The following is a 15,769-nucleotide window of genomic DNA, read 5'->3' as shown; positions in this document are numbered from 1 at the left end:
CTCGGTGTGCCCTCACTCCGGCTTTGGAGCGTGGGCCGCCGCGATGGGCCATCCTTGGCCCAGCGCGGCTAACCCGGCGTCCTGCCGGGTTAGCCACGCTCCAAAGCCTGCGTTCGGCCAGCGTGTTTAACGGGGCGCCTCAGATCAAGATCAAGAGCGACTCGCTTCGCATCGTGGATACGCGGTCTTGTAGGAGCCGGCTTGCCGGCGAAAAACGTGAGACCGCCGCGTTCATCCAGACACCCCACGTCATCGTTAACGACCATCGCTGGCAAGCCGGCTCCTACAATGAACCACGTTTGCCTTTGCCTTTGCTTCACACCACTCAAGCCGGCTGTCAGGCCGCTGTGCTTTTGCTTTTGATTTTGATCTTAGGCGCCCCGTCAAACACGCTGGCCGGAATTCGACAGGGATTTGGGGGGTAAACCGGCAGGGATGCCGGTTTAGCCGCCCCGTGCCATGGATGGCGCGTGGCGGCGGCCCCCCAAATCCCTGTCGGATTACGGGCATACCGAGCCTAGGCGAGGTACCGAGTGTTGGGGCAAGAGCCTTTTGGTTACTTTTGGGCTCTTTTCAAAAGTGACCCGCCGTAAGGGCGGAACCAATACCAGTCGTTACCCAAAAAACGGATATGCACTCAATCATCCAATTTTTTTCCCATCCAATGGCTTTTTTCTCCCCGGCCAAGGTCCACATCCTCCAAGCACCCTTGAATCAGGAGATTCCCGCAATGATCACCCCCAAAGCCCTGTTAATCCTCCACGGCAAGCAAGCCCTTAACGAGGACGTGCGCGCAGCCGTGCAGGCCCGGCGTGAGCAAGGCGGGGAATTGGCGGTGCGGGTCACGTGGGAGGGCGGCGACGCCGAGCGCATCGTCACGCAAGCCCTGGCTGACGGCTACACCCACATCATCGCCGGTGGCGGCGACGGCACCCTGCGCGATGTGGCCGAAGCCATGGCCCAGGCCAAGACCGACGCCAGCCTGGTGCTGATGCCCTTGGGCACCGCCAACGACTTCGCCAAGGCTGCCGGCGTCCCGCTGGAGCCTGACCAGGCCCTGGCGCTGCTGGATGTGCCGCCAAGGGCCATCGACCTCGGCCAAGTCGGCGGGCAGATCTTCCTCAACATGGCAACCGGCGGATTCGGCAGCCAGGTCACCGCCAACACCTCCGAGGACTTGAAGAAGGTCCTCGGCGGTGCGGCCTACCTCTTCACTGGCCTGACGCGGTTCAGCGAGTTGAAGGCTGCCTACGCCGAGCTGGATGGCCCCGATTTTCATTGGAAAGGCGAGTTGCTTGCCCTGGGAATCGGCAATGGTCGCCAGGCGGGCGGTGGGCATGAGCTATGCCCAGGCGCCATGGCCGATGATGGCCTGCTGGACGTCAGCATCCTGCCGGCGCCCCAGGAAGTGGTCGGCACCTTGCGTGAGCTGATGAACAACGGCTGGGGCCTGGACACTATGTTCGTGCGGGCGCGGTTGCCGTGGGTGAATATCAAGGTTGCGCAGGGCCTGTACATCAACCTCGATGGCGAGCCGCTAGAGGGCGATGACCTGCATTTCGAGGCCTTGCCCAAGGCCTTGCGCGTGCACTTGCCGGTGCATTCGCCGTTAGTCGTCCAGGCTGATGATCTGCTCGCGCACCGCGAATAGCACCAGGCCGGCCACGTCGAAAATCTGCAGGCGTTTCATGATCTGCGAGCGGTGGGCTTCCACGGTCTTGATGCTCAGGCCCAGGCCGTGGGCGATTTCCCGGGTGGACTTGCCACGCACGATCAGGCGCAGGATCTCCAGCTGCCGCGCCGTGAGGTTGTGGCTATGGCCGGCAGGCGTGGTTGGGCCCTGGCTGCGCACCAGCGCCTGGTTGATGACAGTGTGGGCAATCGCCGGGCTCAGGTAGCGTTCGTTGTTGCGCAAGGCCAGCAGTGCGTGTTCCAGCTCGTTGGCGGTGGTGTCCTTGAGCAGGTAGCCATGGGCGCCGGATTCCAGGGCGCACATGATCAGTTCCGGGTCGGTGTGCATCGACAGGATCAGCACTTTGCTCTTGGGGTAGGCACGCTTGAGTTGCTGCAGGGCGTCCAGGCCGCCGGTGTGCTTCATCGACAGGTCCAGCAGCACGATATCCGGCAACAGGGCGCTGAACTGCTCCAGCAACTGTGCGCCATCGCTGGCTTCGCCAATCACGGTGTAGCCGGGAATGTCCTGGACCAGCGCGCGTACGCCGGCCCGGATCAGTGCATGGTCATCCACCAGGAGTAATTTGCAGGTCACTCGAGAACCTTAGGGGAACTGGCCCGTTCGAGGGCGCGTGGCGCCCAGGGGAAAAGCGCGTCGATCCGTGTCCCTTTGCCTGGCTGGCTACTGACGGATAACGAACCGCCAAGCTGATCAATCCGCTCGGACATGCCGGCCATGCCCCGTTGGCCTTCCAGGCCTGGGTTGATGGCGGGCGAAAAGCCCTGGCCGTCATCGCAGATACTCAGCGACAGGCCTTCGGGCAGGCGTTGCAGGCGCACCAGCAGATTGCGCGCCTGGGCGTGGCGCAGCATGTTGGTCACCGCTTCCTGGGTGATGCGAAAGGCTGCCACGGCCATTTCTTCCGGGATACCGGTGAGCCGTTGCTGGCATTCCAGGCTCCAGTGAATCGGGGTGTTTTCCAGGGTCTTGAGCAGATGCGCGCGCAGGCTGGCTTCCAGGCCCAGGCTGGCCAACTGGCGAGGATTGAGGATGGCGGACACGTCGCGCACCTTGGCCAGGGTTTCATCCAGGGTGTTGCACAACACCGTGCACTGGCTTTGCAGGTCGTCGGGCAGGCGACGCTTGAGCCATTCGCTTTGCAGCTTGGCGGCGGTGAGCAGTTGGCCGATATCGTCGTGCAGTTCACGGCTGAGGCGGTGGCGTTCGTTCTCCTGGACCTGCAGCAAACGGTCGGCCAGTTCCTGAGGCTGGAACTTGATGGACTTGCGTGAACGCCATTGTTGCAGGCCCACCACCACCAGGGTGGCCAGGTTGAGCACAATCACCAGCAACGGCAATGGCGCGGCCCGGGTGTAGGCCCACAGGCTCAGCAGCAGTGAGCCAAGGCACAAGGCGAGGACTAATCGGCGTGCATTGCTGCGGGACGCGGACCTTGCGATGAGTGTCTTGAGGTTGGCGTACATAGCGGATGGAGCCAATGAAGGTTCACTGCGGAAAGACCGGTCACGGCGGCTGACGGGGCTCTGTTTGGAATGCGTGATCGAATCGTTTTTATGCATGATGAAGTTGAGTCACTTCGAGTGGGGCATAGTACCACCACTATTACCGTTGGTCGCCTGGTGCCGTGCCTGGCCGGGTTATTACCCGCGCAAATGCTCCGGGCGGTATTCCCAGAGTTCATCAAGTGGGGGAGTTATATTGTTTTCGTGTGTTTGTATCGTTATTACCGTTAGTGGCTAATTGATATCTTCGCCTGCGCGATTCAACTCCATTGGATTAATGGCGTATGTCGTTTTCAGATAACTTCAGGTTTAAATACGACCTGATATGTGCTCAAGACGCGTGGTGCATCCGCTGCTGCGGTTTATAACTGAAGTCCTTTTGCGGAATCTGCAACGTGACCGTTGCAATCAATGTCGCCTGCTCACTTTCATCCATGCCCAGTTCGCCTGTGCGGGTATCGATCAGTTCCAGTTGCCACGCCAGTAGAGTCAGGCACGCGTGCAAGGCATCCAGCGCCTGATCATGCAATTGCATCGGGCTGGCGGCATTGGCGATCAGGTATTGGATATGCCGGGAAAACTCGCTGATCGCCTGCAACGCCAGGCTGTCGGCCTTTTCAGCCAGTTTGGCCAGGCTGGACTTCATGCAGTCGATGGCATCGCTGTCGTCGCGAATCAGGTGCAGATGGCTCAAGCACTCTTCTGACTTGGCCAGTAGGGTTTCTGCTTCCAACAAAAACTCGGGAAGTGTGGTCTGCCATTCATTTGCGCTGTTCATCATGCAAGTCTCCACAACATACGGTCGGGTGATGAGAGGTCGCACCGGGTGAATGGCTTAAAAGTAGCGCTGAAATATGACTGGGATCTGTAGGTCGCTTCTGAGTTTTCAGTAGGACGTGTATTAGAGTGACGGCAACGGCGGTGCGCGGCCCTCATGAGCGGGGTCATTTGCACACCGTCAATTACCGACATCTGTATGTCTGGAAGGCCTGTGGGCCGAGGGCTTGGGATGGCAAACAAAAGCCTGACTCCATTCATGCATTGAGAATGGCGTCACATTAATGGCTATTAGATATTGCGAATATCAGGTTGGGCCTGATTGTGCATAGGGGAATCCCTTACATAGCGGAACCTTGCGTCGAATTGAATGTCGCGCAACGTCGCTATACCACCGTCTGGAGAGGCCAGCGCAGTAAAGCATGATGTCAGTGTGACATCAATGAATTTACGTGGCATTTTACTCGGGTCAAGGTCTGGCGTTCGCCGCCGATAACCCAACTTATGTGAACTGCACAATTCCTCAGCGCATCAGGAGCTTTTAATGGCCGGCATTCTCGACACGGTAGATCAACGCACGCAATTGGTGGGTGAGAATCGCCTGGAGATCCTCATGTTCCGCCTGGCCGGGCGCCAGTTGTTCGCGATCAACGTGTTCAAGGTGCAGGAAGTGCTGCAATTGCCCAAGCTGACCTTGATGCCACAACGTCACCCCTTCGTGTGCGGCGTGGTCAACCTGCGTGGCCAGACGCTGCCAGTGATCGACCTGTCCCAGGCCATTGGCATGCGCCCGCTGGTGCCGGGCCCCAACAGCACCATTATTGTCACTGAGTACAACCGCTCGGTTCAGGCGTTCCTGGTGGGCGGTGTGGACCGCATCGTCAACATGAACTGGGAAGCCATTCTGCCCCCACCGACCAGTGCCGGGCGCCAGCATTACCTCACCGCCATCAGCAAGGTCGACGACCAGTTGGTGGAAATCATCGACGTGGAAAAAGTCCTGGCCGAGATCGTGCCGTACAACGCCAAGGTCTCCCGCGAGAAACTCGAAGACCCGGTGCTGGAGCGCGCCCGTGGCCGTGAAGTGCTGCTGGTGGATGACTCCAACGTGGCCCTGTCGCAACTGCGCGACACCCTCGGCCAACTGGGCGTGAAGATGCACATTGCCAGCGACGGTCTCAAGGCGTTGAACATGCTCAAGGCCTGGGCTGACAGCGGCCAGGTGATGACCGACAAGCTGCTGATGATTTTCACCGATGCCGAAATGCCCGAGATGGACGGTTACCGCCTCACCACCGAGATCCGTAACGACCCGCGCCTGCGCAAGCTGTACGTGGTGCTGCACACCTCGCTGTCGGGCAGTTTCAACGACTCGATGGTGAAGAAGGTCGGCTGCGACAATTTCCTGTCCAAATTCCAGCCCGACAAGCTCGTGGATGTGGTGCGTCAGCGTCTGATGCTGGACGAAGTGCCCGCTTGACCTTAGGGTGACGGCTTTGCCCCTCAGGAATGCAGGCCCATGCTTCGTCTCAGCGCGTTGTACCGTTACCCCTTGAAGTCCGGCAAGGCCGAGATAGTGCAGCAGGTCGGCCTGGATAAACTTGGGGTAGAGGGTGATCGACGTTGGATGCTGGTGGACGAGGCCAGTGGGCGTTTCCTCACGCAGCGCGCCGTGGCAAAGATGAGCCAGCTGTCGGCACTCTGGAACACCCGCGGCGGGCTCACCCTGAGTTCGCCGGGCTACACGTCGTTGGACGTGGCCGTGCCCGGCAGCGATGCCCTATTGCGCGGTGTGACCATCTGGCGTGACACCTTGCGTGTGCCGGACGCGGGCGCAGAAGCTGCCGCCTGGGTCAGTGACTTTATCGGCAAGCCGACGCGCCTGGTGCACATCCCTCTCGAACGCGCCCGCACCACCGAGGCCGGTTATGGCAAGGACGACGACCAGGTCGCGTTTGCCGACGGTTACCCGCTGCTGGTGATCGGCCAGGGCTCACTGGACGATCTCTCGCAACGCATCGGCCGCCCCATGGAAATGCTGCGTTTTCGTCCCAACCTGGTGATCGAAGGCAGCGAAGCCTTTGCAGAAGACGGCTGGAAACGCCTGCGCATCGGCGATGTGGAGTTCCGTGCGGTCAAGCCGTGCTCGCGCTGCATCCTCACCACCATCGACCCGCAGACCGGCGAACGCAGCGCCGACCGCGAACCTTTCGCGACGCTGGAGTCCTATCGCAAGACTGAAAATGGCGCGATTTTCGGCCAGAACCTGGTCAACGATGGTATTGGTCGCCTGGAAGTCGGGATGCCAGTGACGATTCTCGAGTAGTTTTGCGCGGTCATAAAAAATGCCCGTCTCCTGCGAGACGGGCATTTTTTTGTTTGCCAGGAACCCTTAGCCGCGGTATTCGCACAGGTAAGCAGTGTCCACGGCAACCTTCAGCTGGAACTTGCTGTTGGCCGGCACGTTGAACTGGCTCCCAGCAGCGAAGGTTTCCCACTCGCTGGCGTCAGGCAGCTTGACGGTCAGTGCGCCGGACACCACGTGCATGATTTCACGCTGGGCGGTACCGAACTCATATTCGCCGGGGGCCATTACGCCGATGGTCGCCGGACCTTCTGGGGTGCCGAAAGCGATCGACTTGACGGTGCCGTCGAAGTACTCGTTGACTTTGAACATGGGCGATTCCTCGGAAAGTGGGTTAAGGCTTACTGCTTCCTGCTGGCGCCGGTGTGCCGGTGCCTGCAGCAAGAGCAGATTACGGAAAAAGGCCGGCCAGTATGCCCAAGCCTTCGAGAGCTGCCTAGACCGGTAGAATCAGCGGCAGCAGGCGTGCGGTGTTGCGTGCATCCTCCAGCGCCCGATGTTGCTGGCCATGGAACTGCAGCCCTGCCAACTGCAAGGCGCCGTTGAGCCCCAGCGGCTTGTCCAGGCGCCGGGCCTTGGCGAAGCGTTGCTTGAGATTCACATGGGGGGTTTGGGCGAGTGCGCTGGCCAGTCCGTGGCGTTGCCACTCCAGCTCCAGCTGCTTGCGATCGTAGTCGCCCCAGCTGGCCCAACCCTCCAGGCGTGGCTGATGCTGGCCCAGCCAGCGTTCGAACAGCGGCCACACCTCAGTGATGGGGGCCGCGCCATCGATGTTCGCCTGGGTGATGTGTGTCAGTTGGCGACAGAAGGGTGTCAGCAATGGTCGGCGCAGTGGCCGCACAAAGCGCTGGAAATGATCCAGCTCGCGGCCCTGGCGGTTGACCAGGCTCGCGCCGATCTCGATGACTTCCATCTCCGTCACGGGCCAGCCGCCTTCATCCGTTGTGGCTTCAAGGTCAATAATCAGCCAATGAGGCATCGCGCAGGTTCCCGTACTCTTCCTTTCCGTTGGGGATAGAGCGTAGCCCGGCCCTGTAGTTCCGCCCAGGGGTTAGACGATCTCCAGTAAAACCTGACGATTGCGCACTTGATCACCGGTGACCACTTGCACGCCCTTGATCACTCCGTCGATACCGGCCGTCAGCGGATGCTCCATTTTCATGGCTTCGAGCACCAACAGCAGTTGGCCTTTGGTGACGCTGTCGCCGGCGCTGACCCGCACATCGACAATCGCACCGTCCATCGGCGCCTTGACCGTGCCGCTGCCGGCGTCGGCCTGGCGACTGGCGATGTGCTGGGTGCGGTCGATCACGGTGAGGCCGGGTAGCCACAGTCGGTTGCCGTCGAGGTGATAGGCGATGCGGCGGCGGATGCCATTGAGTACCAGCGTGGCATAGCGACCGTCGGTGGTGAGGTGCAGGTGCTCAGCGCTGACGTTGTGGATGGCGCCGTTGACTTCAAGGCGGTAGGTGCTGGGCGCGCTGGCGGTGTTGCGCCACCCCGCGAGTGCTTGGGAATGCTGGTGTGCGCTGTGTGCGTAAAACAGCGCGGCGGCGAGGTCGAGCTGTTCTTTTGATGGGGCCTGGGGCGGAATTTCGTTGAAGTGCTGCGCGATAAACCCGGTGCTGAAATCGCCAGCGATAAAGTCCGGGTGCTTGAGCAGGTCAGCCAACAGCTGCCGATTGGTCTCCAGGCCCAGCAACACCGTGTCTTCCACGGCTCGCAGCAGTTTACGCCGGGCCTCCTCGCGGGTGGTGCCATGGGCGATGATCTTGCCCAGCATGGGGTCGTAGAACGGGCTGATACGCTGGCCTTGCACCACGCCATGATCGATGCGCACGCCAGCCGCCGGTTCCCAGTGCAGCACCTCGCCGGTTTGCGGCAGGAAGCCCTGGGCCGGGTCTTCGGCGTATAGCCGCACTTCCATGGCGTGGCCGCTCAGGGTGACGTCCGCCTGCGTCAGCGGTAGCGCTTGGCCGGCGGCGATGTGCAGCTGCCAGCCCACCAGGTCGAGGCTAGTGATCAGCTCGGTCACCGGGTGTTCCACTTGTAGGCGCGTGTTCATTTCCAGGAAGTAGAACCGGCCCTGGCGGTCGAGCAGGAATTCCACGGTGCCCGCACCGACGTAGTTCACCGCGCGCCCGGCCTTCAGGGCGGCTTCACCCATCGCCTGGCGCAGCGCGGGCGTCATGACGGGGCAGGGCGCTTCCTCGATGACTTTCTGATGGCGGCGCTGGATCGAGCAGTCGCGTTCGCCAAGGTAGATCAGGTTGCCGTGGCTGTCGCCAAACAGCTGGATCTCGACGTGGCGTGGGTCGATCAGGGCTTGTTCGAGGATCAGTTCATCGCTGCCAAAGGCGTTCCTGGCTTCCGAGCGGGCAGTCTGCAGGTTGTTCAACAGGTCTTGTGGCTGGTGCACCAGGCGCATGCCGCGACCGCCGCCACCGGCGCTGGCCTTGATCATCAGCGGGTAGCCGATGCGCTCGGCTTCGCGTTGCAGGGTGGCGTCGTCCTGGGCGCTGCCCTGGTAGCCGGCGATACAGGGCACGCCGGCGTCGAGCATGGCGAGTTTGGACAGGCGTTTGCTGCCCATCAGTTCGATGGCCTCGACACCGGGGCCGATGAAGGTGAGGTTGGCGTGCTGGCAGGCGCGGGCGAAGTCGGGGTTTTCGGAGAGGAAGCCGTAGCCGGGGTGGATGGCGTCGGCGCCGGTGAGCCTGGCAGCGTCGAGGATGGCTTCGATGTTGAGGTATGACTGTTGGACGGGCGCAGGGCCGATGTGCACGGCTTCGTCGGCCATTTGTACGTGCAGGGCCTGGGCGTCGGCATCGCTGTAGACCGCCACCGTGCGGTAGCCCAGGGTTTGGGCGGTGCGTTGGATGCGGCAGGCGATTTCGCCACGGTTGGCGATCAGGATTTTTGTTAGCTGCGGCATTGATTGCTCCGGGTACATGTCCGTTGTTCAGGTAACGGCGGCTAGGGGGCCGCTCTTGCAGCCGCTCACGTTTGGAAAGGCCGCAAGTCAGCAAAAGGCCTTCGCCCCACATCAAAAGCAACAGCGCGGCGGCCCAGTAGCCGACCTCGGTCAAACGGTGTGGGCTGGCTTGCCTGCGATGACGTCACTTGCACCACCGAGGCTTTCTTTTCTGCACAAACGCCTGCGTCCCCTCAATCCCTTCCTCACTCCTCACCGCGTCGGCAAACCACTGCGCTCCACGGTCCAGCACCGCCTCAAGCGGTTCATCCACACTCGCCAGCAACAGGGATTTGGTTCGTGCATTCGCGTCCGGCGCGCAGCGCAGCACCTGCCCCAATACTTCGTCCACGCGCTCCGCCAACGCCTGCGGATCACGTTCGGTAAAGTGCACGACGCCCAGCCGCTCGGCTTCCAGGCCGTCAAATCGCGCAGCTGTCAGCGCCAGTCGGCGTGCCTGGGTCAGCCCGATGCGCTTGACCACAAACGGCGCAATCTGCGCCGGCAGCAAGCCCAGGCTGGTCTCCGGCAGGCCGAATTGCGCCTGGTGATCGGCGATGGCGATATCACTCACGCACGCCAGGCCAAACCCGCCGCCCAGCACCGCGCCTTGCAGCACCACGATCACGACTTGCGGCACCGCTTCGACTTCCTGCAGCAAGGTGCCGAACGCGCGGTTCAGCGCCTGCAATTGATTGCCTGCCGTGACGAGGTCTTTCACATCGGCCCCGGCGCAGAAATGCCCGTCGGCCCCGCTGATCACCAGCGCACGCACTTGGCTGTCCAGCTGTGCCAGCACCGCGCGCAGTTCATTGACCATCTCCAGGCTCATGGCGTTGCGCTGTGCCGGGCGGTTGAGGGTGATGTGCAGCACGCCGTTATGGGGTTCGAGCAGCAGGGTGTTCATGGTTTTTTCCCAGGCAAGGTGCCCATCAGTTTGCAGATGATGCCCAGCATGATTTCGTCGGCGCCGCCACCGATCGAGACCAGTCGCACATCGCGATAGGCGCGGGCCACGGGGTTGTCCCACATGAAGCCCATGCCGCCCCAGTATTGCAGGCAACTGTCGCTGACTTCGCGGCCCAGCCGCCCGGCCTTGAGCTTGGCCATGGAGGCCAGGCGAGTCACGTCCTGGCCTTTGATGTATTGCTCGGTGGCCTGGTAGACCAGCGCCCGCAGGCATTCGATTTCGGTGGAGAGTTCAGCGAGGCGGAAGTGAATGACCTGGTTGTCGATCAGAGCCTTGCCGAAGGTCTGGCGCTCCTTGCAGTACTCGATCGTGCTGTCGATGCAATGCTCCAGGCCCTTGATCATATTGGCCGCGCCGAACAGGCGTTCTTCCTGGAACTGCAGCATTTGCATCATGAACCCCGCGCCCTCGTGGCCGATGCGGTTGCGTTGGGGCACGCGCACGCCGTCGAAGAATACCTGGGCGGTCTCGGAGCTGTGCATGCCGAGCTTTTCCAGGGGCGGACTGACACTGATGCCAGGGGTGCCCATCGGCACCATGATCAGTGACTTGTTGATGTGCGGCTTGTCGTCGGAGGTGTTGGCCAGCAGGCAGATGAAGTCAGCGCTGGGCGAGTTGGTGATCCACATTTTGCTGCCGTTGATCACATAGTCGTCGCCGTCCTTGCGCGCGTGGGTTTTCAACCCGGCCACGTCGGAGCCGGCGCCGGTTTCCGAGACACCGATGCAGCCGACCTGTTCGCCGCTGATGGCCGGGCGCAGGAATTCGTCGCGCAGTTCATCGGAACCGAAGCGGGCGAGGGCGGGGGTGCACATGTCGGTCTGCACGCCGATGGACATGGGAATGCCGCCGCAACGGACGGTGCCGAACTCTTCGGCGGCGACGATGGAATAGCTGTAGTCCAGGCCCATGCCGCCGAACTTCTCCGGCTTGGAAATGCCCAGCAGGCCAAGGGCACCGGCCTTGCGGAAGATCTCGTGGATGGGAAAACGCCCGGCCTTTTCCCATTCATCCACGTGAGGGTTGATCTCGCGGTCGACGAAGGCGCGGACGGTGCGGCGCAGTTCCTGGTGTTCCTGGGTGAAGATCATTGTTGTTGTTCTCCTGTTAGAAACGCGCCACTGCGAAGCTGTTGGGCTGCAACACCCGGGCTTCGGCCTCATGGCAGACATCCAGCAAAAAGCCGAGCAGCGTGCGGGTATCCCTGGGATCAATCAGCCCGTCATCCCAAAGATTCGCGCTGCCGTAGAGCGCGGTGGACTGGCTATCGAGCTTCTGCGCGGTGACCTGCTCCAGCATGTCCAGCACCTTGGGGTCCGGCACAAGGCCATCCTTCAACTGCTTGGCCTCGGTGACGATGCGCAGTACCTTGCCCGCCTGCGCACCCCCCATCACCGCCGTGCGGCTGTTAGGCCAGGCGAAGATGAAACGCGGGTCCAGGCCGCGGCCGCACATCGCATAGTTACCCGCGCCGTAGGAGCCGCCTACCACCAGCGTGAGTTTAGGCACTCGCGCATTGGCCACCGCCTGGATCATCTTCGCGCCGTGCTTGATCACCCCTTGCTGCTCCGACTCGGTACCCACCATGAAGCCGGTGGTGTTGTGCAGGAACAGCAGCGGCGTGCGGCTCTGGTCGCACAGTTGGATAAACTGCGCGGCCTTGCTGGCCCCCTTGGGCGTGATCGGGCCGTTGTTGCCAATCACGCCGACGGCACGCCCCTGGATGTGCAGGTGACCGCAGACGGTATGGGCATCGAACTCGCCCTTGAATTCAAGAAAGTGCGAGCCGTCTGCCAGGCGCGCGAGGATTTCGCGGACGTCATAGGGTTTTTTCGGATCATCCGGGATCAGGCCCAGCAGCTCTTCAATGGGGTACAGCGGCTCTGTGTAGACACGCTTTTGCGCAGCTGGCAGGCGATCATTCCAGGGCAACAGGCTGACAATCTCACGGGCGATGCGCACGCCGTCGGCGTCATTTTCCGCCAGGTATTCGGCGGTGCCGGCAATTTGCGCGTGCATCTCGGCGCCGCCCAGTTCTTCATCGGTCGCCACTTCACCGGTCGCGGCCTTAAGCAGCGGCGGGCCTGCGAGGAACAGCTTGGCCCGGCCGCGCACTACCACCACGTAATCCGACAGCCCCGGCTGATACGCGCCGCCCGCCGTGGCCGAGCCATGCACCACGGTAATCTGCGGCAAGCCCATGGCTGACATGCGCGCCTGGTTGGCGAAACTGCGCGCACCTTCGACGAAAATCTCCGCGGCATAGTTGAGGTTGGCGCCGCCGCTTTCGGCGAGGGTTACCACCGGCAGTTTGTTCTCCATGGCGATCTGCTGCAGGCGCAGGGATTTCTTCAGGCCCGTGGGGGAAATGGTGCCGCCCTTGATCGCGCTGTTATTGGCCACCACCAGCATGCGCACGCCGCTGACATAACCGATGCCGGCGATCAACCCACCACCGGCAGCGCTGCCGTCCTTGTCGTCATGCAGCTTGTAGCCGGCCAGGCTGGCCAGTTCCAGGAACGGCGCGCCGGGGTCGAGCAGCCGGTTGAGGCGCTCACGGGGCAGCAGTTGGTCGCGCTTGTCGAACTTGGGCTTGGCTTCCTGCGCCTTGCTCAGCAGGTTGTGTTCCAGTTGGCGCAGCTGAGCGATGACCGCCAGCATGGCCTCGCGGTTTTGCGCGAACTGGGCACTGTGGGGGTCGATCGAGGATTCAATCACCGGCATGGTCTATTGCTCCGCCTTGAGTACATCTGGCAGGTAGGCGCGGTGGAAGCCGTTGAAGGGTTCGCTCGGCGACTGCGCCTTGTGCAGCGGCCAGGCGCGGCTGCCCAGGCTGGCGGCGCCGTCGATGCGCAACGTGCTGCCACTGATAAAGGCAGCGGCGGGGCTGAGCAGGAACACAATGGCCGCGCTGACTTCCGACTCGGTGCCGATACGCTTGAGCGGCACGTGTTCGCGCAGCGTCGGGATCACCGCCTTGAACGCGCCTTCGTAGGTGTCCATGCCGCTGGAGGCGATCCAGCCCGGCGCCACGGCATTCACGCGGACGCCGGCATAACCCCATTCAAAGGCCGCGGTCTTGGTGAAGTTGTCCATGCCGGCGCGCGCGGCACCCGAGTGGCCCATGCCGGGCATACCACCCCACATGTCGGCGAGCATGTTGACAATGGCGCCGCCGTGCTTGCTCATGGACTGGTTGAACACCTCCCGCGCGACCAGGAAGCCGCCGACCAGGTTGGTGCGCAGCACTGTTTCGAAGCCTTTTTGATTGATCGCAGCCAGCGGCGACGGATATTGGCCACCCGCATTGTTGACCAGGCCGTGGATCGGACCGTGCGCGTGAATGATGTGTTTGACCAGCGCCTTTACCGCCTCTTCATCGCGAATGTCGCACACCTGCCAATCGGCGGTGCCGCCATCTTCGGCAATTTCTAGTGCGACATTCTGCAGTTTTTCCGCCTTGCGTCCGACCAGGATGACGTGAGCGCCGAGCGCTGCCAGTTCATGGGCGGTGCAGCGGCCAATACCACTGCCACCGCCGGTGACCATCACGGTTTGCCCCTGGAACAGGTCGGCTTTGAAGATTGAGTCGAAGGCCACGGCAACGCTCCTGTTAATTGAGAGAATCTGCGATGTGTTGCGGCACAGCGATGGGGATTTCCAGCAGTTGCTGGGCGAAGGCTTTGCCCTGCGGGTCGATGCGCAGGCTGGCAATGCCGCCACCGCCCAAGGCGTTTTCCAGCAGGAAGTTGAGGCTGTGGCTGCCGGGCAGGTACCAGCGCTCGACGCGGCCGTGCACGGGGTCAAGCACATGGCCCATCCAATCGACGACGACTTCCGGGGTCAGCGCCTCGGCGATCCACGGCAGGTAGTCGGGGTCGCGGGCGATCACGCCAATATTGCTGTGGTTACCCTTGTCGCCGGAGCGCGCCACCGCCAGTTTCACCAGCGGCACGCTGGCATCGGCACGACCTTGGGGCTTGGGTGGCTCGATCGGCGCATCGGGCAGCGTCGCAGCATCGGTCCTTGGCAGTGTGCAGGCGTGGCGCTCGCCCTGGAAGTCGATCAGTACGTCACAGGACGCCTTGTCGACCAGGAACGAAAACAGCCGGATCAACGGGTACACCGTCGGCCGCCCGCCGACGATGCCGGTCAGGCCCGGCGCCATGCCGGTCGCGGCTTGGGCGATCTCGCGGGCAAACAGCACCAACGCCTGTTTGCTGGGGTGACGCACCGCCAGTTTTACCACCACCTCGCGGCAGTCCTGGCGCCTGGCGTGAGCGCCGTAGGTGGCTTCGCTGCCGAGCAATTCGATGTTCACTTCGGTGTAAGGCGCCCAGCCACGCTCGCTGAACAGTTCCGAGGTCTTGTTGATGATCGCCTGGCTGACCCGTTCGGCCTTGGCCACCGCATCGATCCCGGCGATCAGGCAACTGGCGGTGCAGCGAAAACCATCCGGGTACGTGGCGCTGACTTTGTACTGGTCGGTGGGTGGCAAGCCCTTGGCACCGTGCAGGCGTACGCAATGCTTGCCTTGCTGGTGCAACTTGACCTGGCTGAAGTCGCAGATCACATCCGGCAGCAGGTACGCGCGTGGGTCGCCGATTTCATACAGCAGTTGTTCGGCCACGCTGAGTTCGCTGATCAATCCGCCCGTGCCGTCGACTTTGTTGACGGTGAACTGGCCGTCGGCGCTGACTTCGACGATGGGAAAGCCGATGTGTGCGTAGTCCCGCACGTCGCGCCAGTCGGTGAAGTTGCCCCCGGTGCATTGCGCGCCACATTCGATGATATGCCCGGCCAGTGCGGCCTGGGCGAGGCGGTCGTAGTCCTGCCATGACCAGTCGAATTCATGCACCAGTGCGGCGCTCACCACTGCGCTGTCCACCACGCGGCCGGTGATGACGATATCCGCGCCCAGCGTCAGCGCCTGGGTAATGCCTGGTGCGCCCAGGTAGGCGTTGGCGGACACACACATCGGCGGCAGCGGCGTGCCGTTGAACATGTCGGTGATGCCATGCAGGTGCTTGAGTTGGGGTTGCAGGTCATCGCCCAGGAGCACGGCGATTTTCAGCCCGACGCCTGCCTTGTCGCAGGCCGCTTGCAGGGCGGCGGCACAGGCCTGGGGGTTGATACCGCCGGCATTGCTGATCACCCGCACGCCCTGGCGCTGGATCTCGACCAGCAGCGGGGTGAGCACTTCGACGAAGTCCGTGGCATAGCCGGTGTGGGGATCTTTCATCCGCGCGCCGGCGAGGATCGACATCGTGACTTCCGCCAGGTAGTCGAACACCAGGTAATCGAGCTTGCCGCCGTGCACCAGTTGGGCGGCGGCGGTGCAGGTGTCACCCCAGAAGGCGCTGGCGCAGCCGATACGAACCGTCTTGCTCATGAGAAATCCTTCCTCGAATGGCTGGCAACGAGACTACCAAGCAAGCGCTTGGTTTGTAAACTCCAGGCGCAAGTTTTAGCCAAGCGCTTGCTT

14 protein-coding genes are annotated in these 15,769 nt (G+C 62.2%); 3 read left to right on the top strand and 11 right to left on the bottom strand.

The annotated features are described in order from the left end of the window. Positions 1 to 730: 730 nt before the first annotated feature. On the top strand, positions 731 to 1,651 hold the full coding sequence (yegS, locus tag ATH90_RS20220) for a lipid kinase YegS (RefSeq protein WP_098467160.1): 921 nt from the start codon (positions 731 to 733) through the stop codon (positions 1,649 to 1,651). On the opposite strand, the gene ATH90_RS20215 is transcribed toward yegS, so the two are convergent. The 3 genes from ATH90_RS20215 to ATH90_RS20205 form a co-directional block, all read right to left on the bottom strand. Then, the gene (locus ATH90_RS20215; protein ID WP_034107907.1) at positions 1,610 to 2,269 is read right to left on the bottom strand and encodes a response regulator transcription factor; all 660 of its coding nucleotides are present in this window, start codon (positions 2,267 to 2,269) and stop codon (positions 1,610 to 1,612) included. The two genes, yegS and ATH90_RS20215, sit on opposite strands and share 42 nt — an antisense overlap. Continuing rightward, positions 2,266 to 3,159, bottom strand: a complete 894-nt coding sequence (locus ATH90_RS20210; RefSeq protein ID WP_034107905.1) for a sensor histidine kinase — start codon at positions 3,157 to 3,159, stop codon at positions 2,266 to 2,268. The genes ATH90_RS20215 and ATH90_RS20210 overlap by 4 nt, the downstream gene beginning before the upstream one ends. 370 nt (positions 3,160 to 3,529) lie before the next feature. After that, a complete protein-coding gene (locus ATH90_RS20205; protein ID WP_177431165.1) occupies positions 3,530 to 3,979 on the bottom strand; it encodes a hypothetical protein in 450 nt (149 codons plus the stop codon). Positions 3,980 to 4,519: 540 nt separating this feature from the next. On the opposite strand from ATH90_RS20205, the gene ATH90_RS20200 reads away from it, so the two are divergent. After that, positions 4,520 to 5,455, top strand: a complete 936-nt coding sequence (locus tag ATH90_RS20200) for a chemotaxis protein CheV (protein ID WP_034107902.1) — start codon at positions 4,520 to 4,522, stop codon at positions 5,453 to 5,455. Between the two features lie 39 nt (positions 5,456 to 5,494). Next, entirely contained in the window at positions 5,495 to 6,301 is an 807-nt protein-coding gene (locus ATH90_RS20195) for an MOSC domain-containing protein (RefSeq protein WP_098467159.1), read from the top strand. A 66-nt stretch (positions 6,302 to 6,367) separates the two neighbouring features. Here the strand turns inward: ATH90_RS20195 and ppnP are convergent, their stop codons facing one another. The 8 genes from ppnP to ATH90_RS20155 form a co-directional block, all read right to left on the bottom strand. Then, positions 6,368 to 6,652, bottom strand: a complete 285-nt coding sequence (gene ppnP, locus ATH90_RS20190) for a pyrimidine/purine nucleoside phosphorylase (RefSeq protein ID WP_034107898.1) — start codon at positions 6,650 to 6,652, stop codon at positions 6,368 to 6,370. Positions 6,653 to 6,776: 124 nt separating this feature from the next. Next, positions 6,777 to 7,319 carry a 3'-5' exonuclease gene (locus ATH90_RS20185; protein ID WP_034107896.1) on the bottom strand — a complete coding sequence of 181 codons (543 nt, stop codon included), beginning with the start codon at positions 7,317 to 7,319 and terminating at the stop codon, positions 6,777 to 6,779. 72 nt (positions 7,320 to 7,391) lie between these two features. Next, entirely contained in the window at positions 7,392 to 9,275 is a 1,884-nt protein-coding gene (locus ATH90_RS20180; RefSeq protein WP_098467158.1) for an acetyl/propionyl/methylcrotonyl-CoA carboxylase subunit alpha, read from the bottom strand. A gap of 184 nt (positions 9,276 to 9,459) precedes the next feature. After that, positions 9,460 to 10,221, bottom strand: coding sequence for an enoyl-CoA hydratase/isomerase family protein (locus tag ATH90_RS20175; RefSeq protein WP_034107892.1), 762 nt, complete (start codon positions 10,219 to 10,221; stop codon positions 9,460 to 9,462). Then, a complete protein-coding gene (atuD, locus tag ATH90_RS20170; protein WP_034107890.1) occupies positions 10,218 to 11,375 on the bottom strand; it encodes a citronellyl-CoA dehydrogenase in 1,158 nt (385 codons plus the stop codon). The genes ATH90_RS20175 and atuD overlap by 4 nt, the downstream gene beginning before the upstream one ends. 16 nt (positions 11,376 to 11,391) lie before the next feature. Continuing rightward, a complete protein-coding gene (gene atuC, locus ATH90_RS20165; protein WP_069077920.1) occupies positions 11,392 to 13,008 on the bottom strand; it encodes a geranyl-CoA carboxylase subunit beta in 1,617 nt (538 codons plus the stop codon). Between the two features lie 3 nt (positions 13,009 to 13,011). Then, positions 13,012 to 13,884, bottom strand: coding sequence for an SDR family oxidoreductase (locus ATH90_RS20160; RefSeq protein ID WP_069077919.1), 873 nt, complete (start codon positions 13,882 to 13,884; stop codon positions 13,012 to 13,014). 13 nt (positions 13,885 to 13,897) lie between these two features. Continuing rightward, entirely contained in the window at positions 13,898 to 15,676 is a 1,779-nt protein-coding gene (locus tag ATH90_RS20155) for an acyclic terpene utilization AtuA family protein (RefSeq protein WP_098467157.1), read from the bottom strand. Positions 15,677 to 15,769 lie beyond the last annotated feature (93 nt).

The organism is Pseudomonas lurida (assembly GCF_002563895.1).
Lineage (GTDB): Bacteria > Pseudomonadota > Gammaproteobacteria > Pseudomonadales > Pseudomonadaceae > Aquipseudomonas > Aquipseudomonas lurida.
Note: the sequence above shows the minus strand (reverse complement) of the source record. Positions and strands in the feature narration are given on the sequence as shown.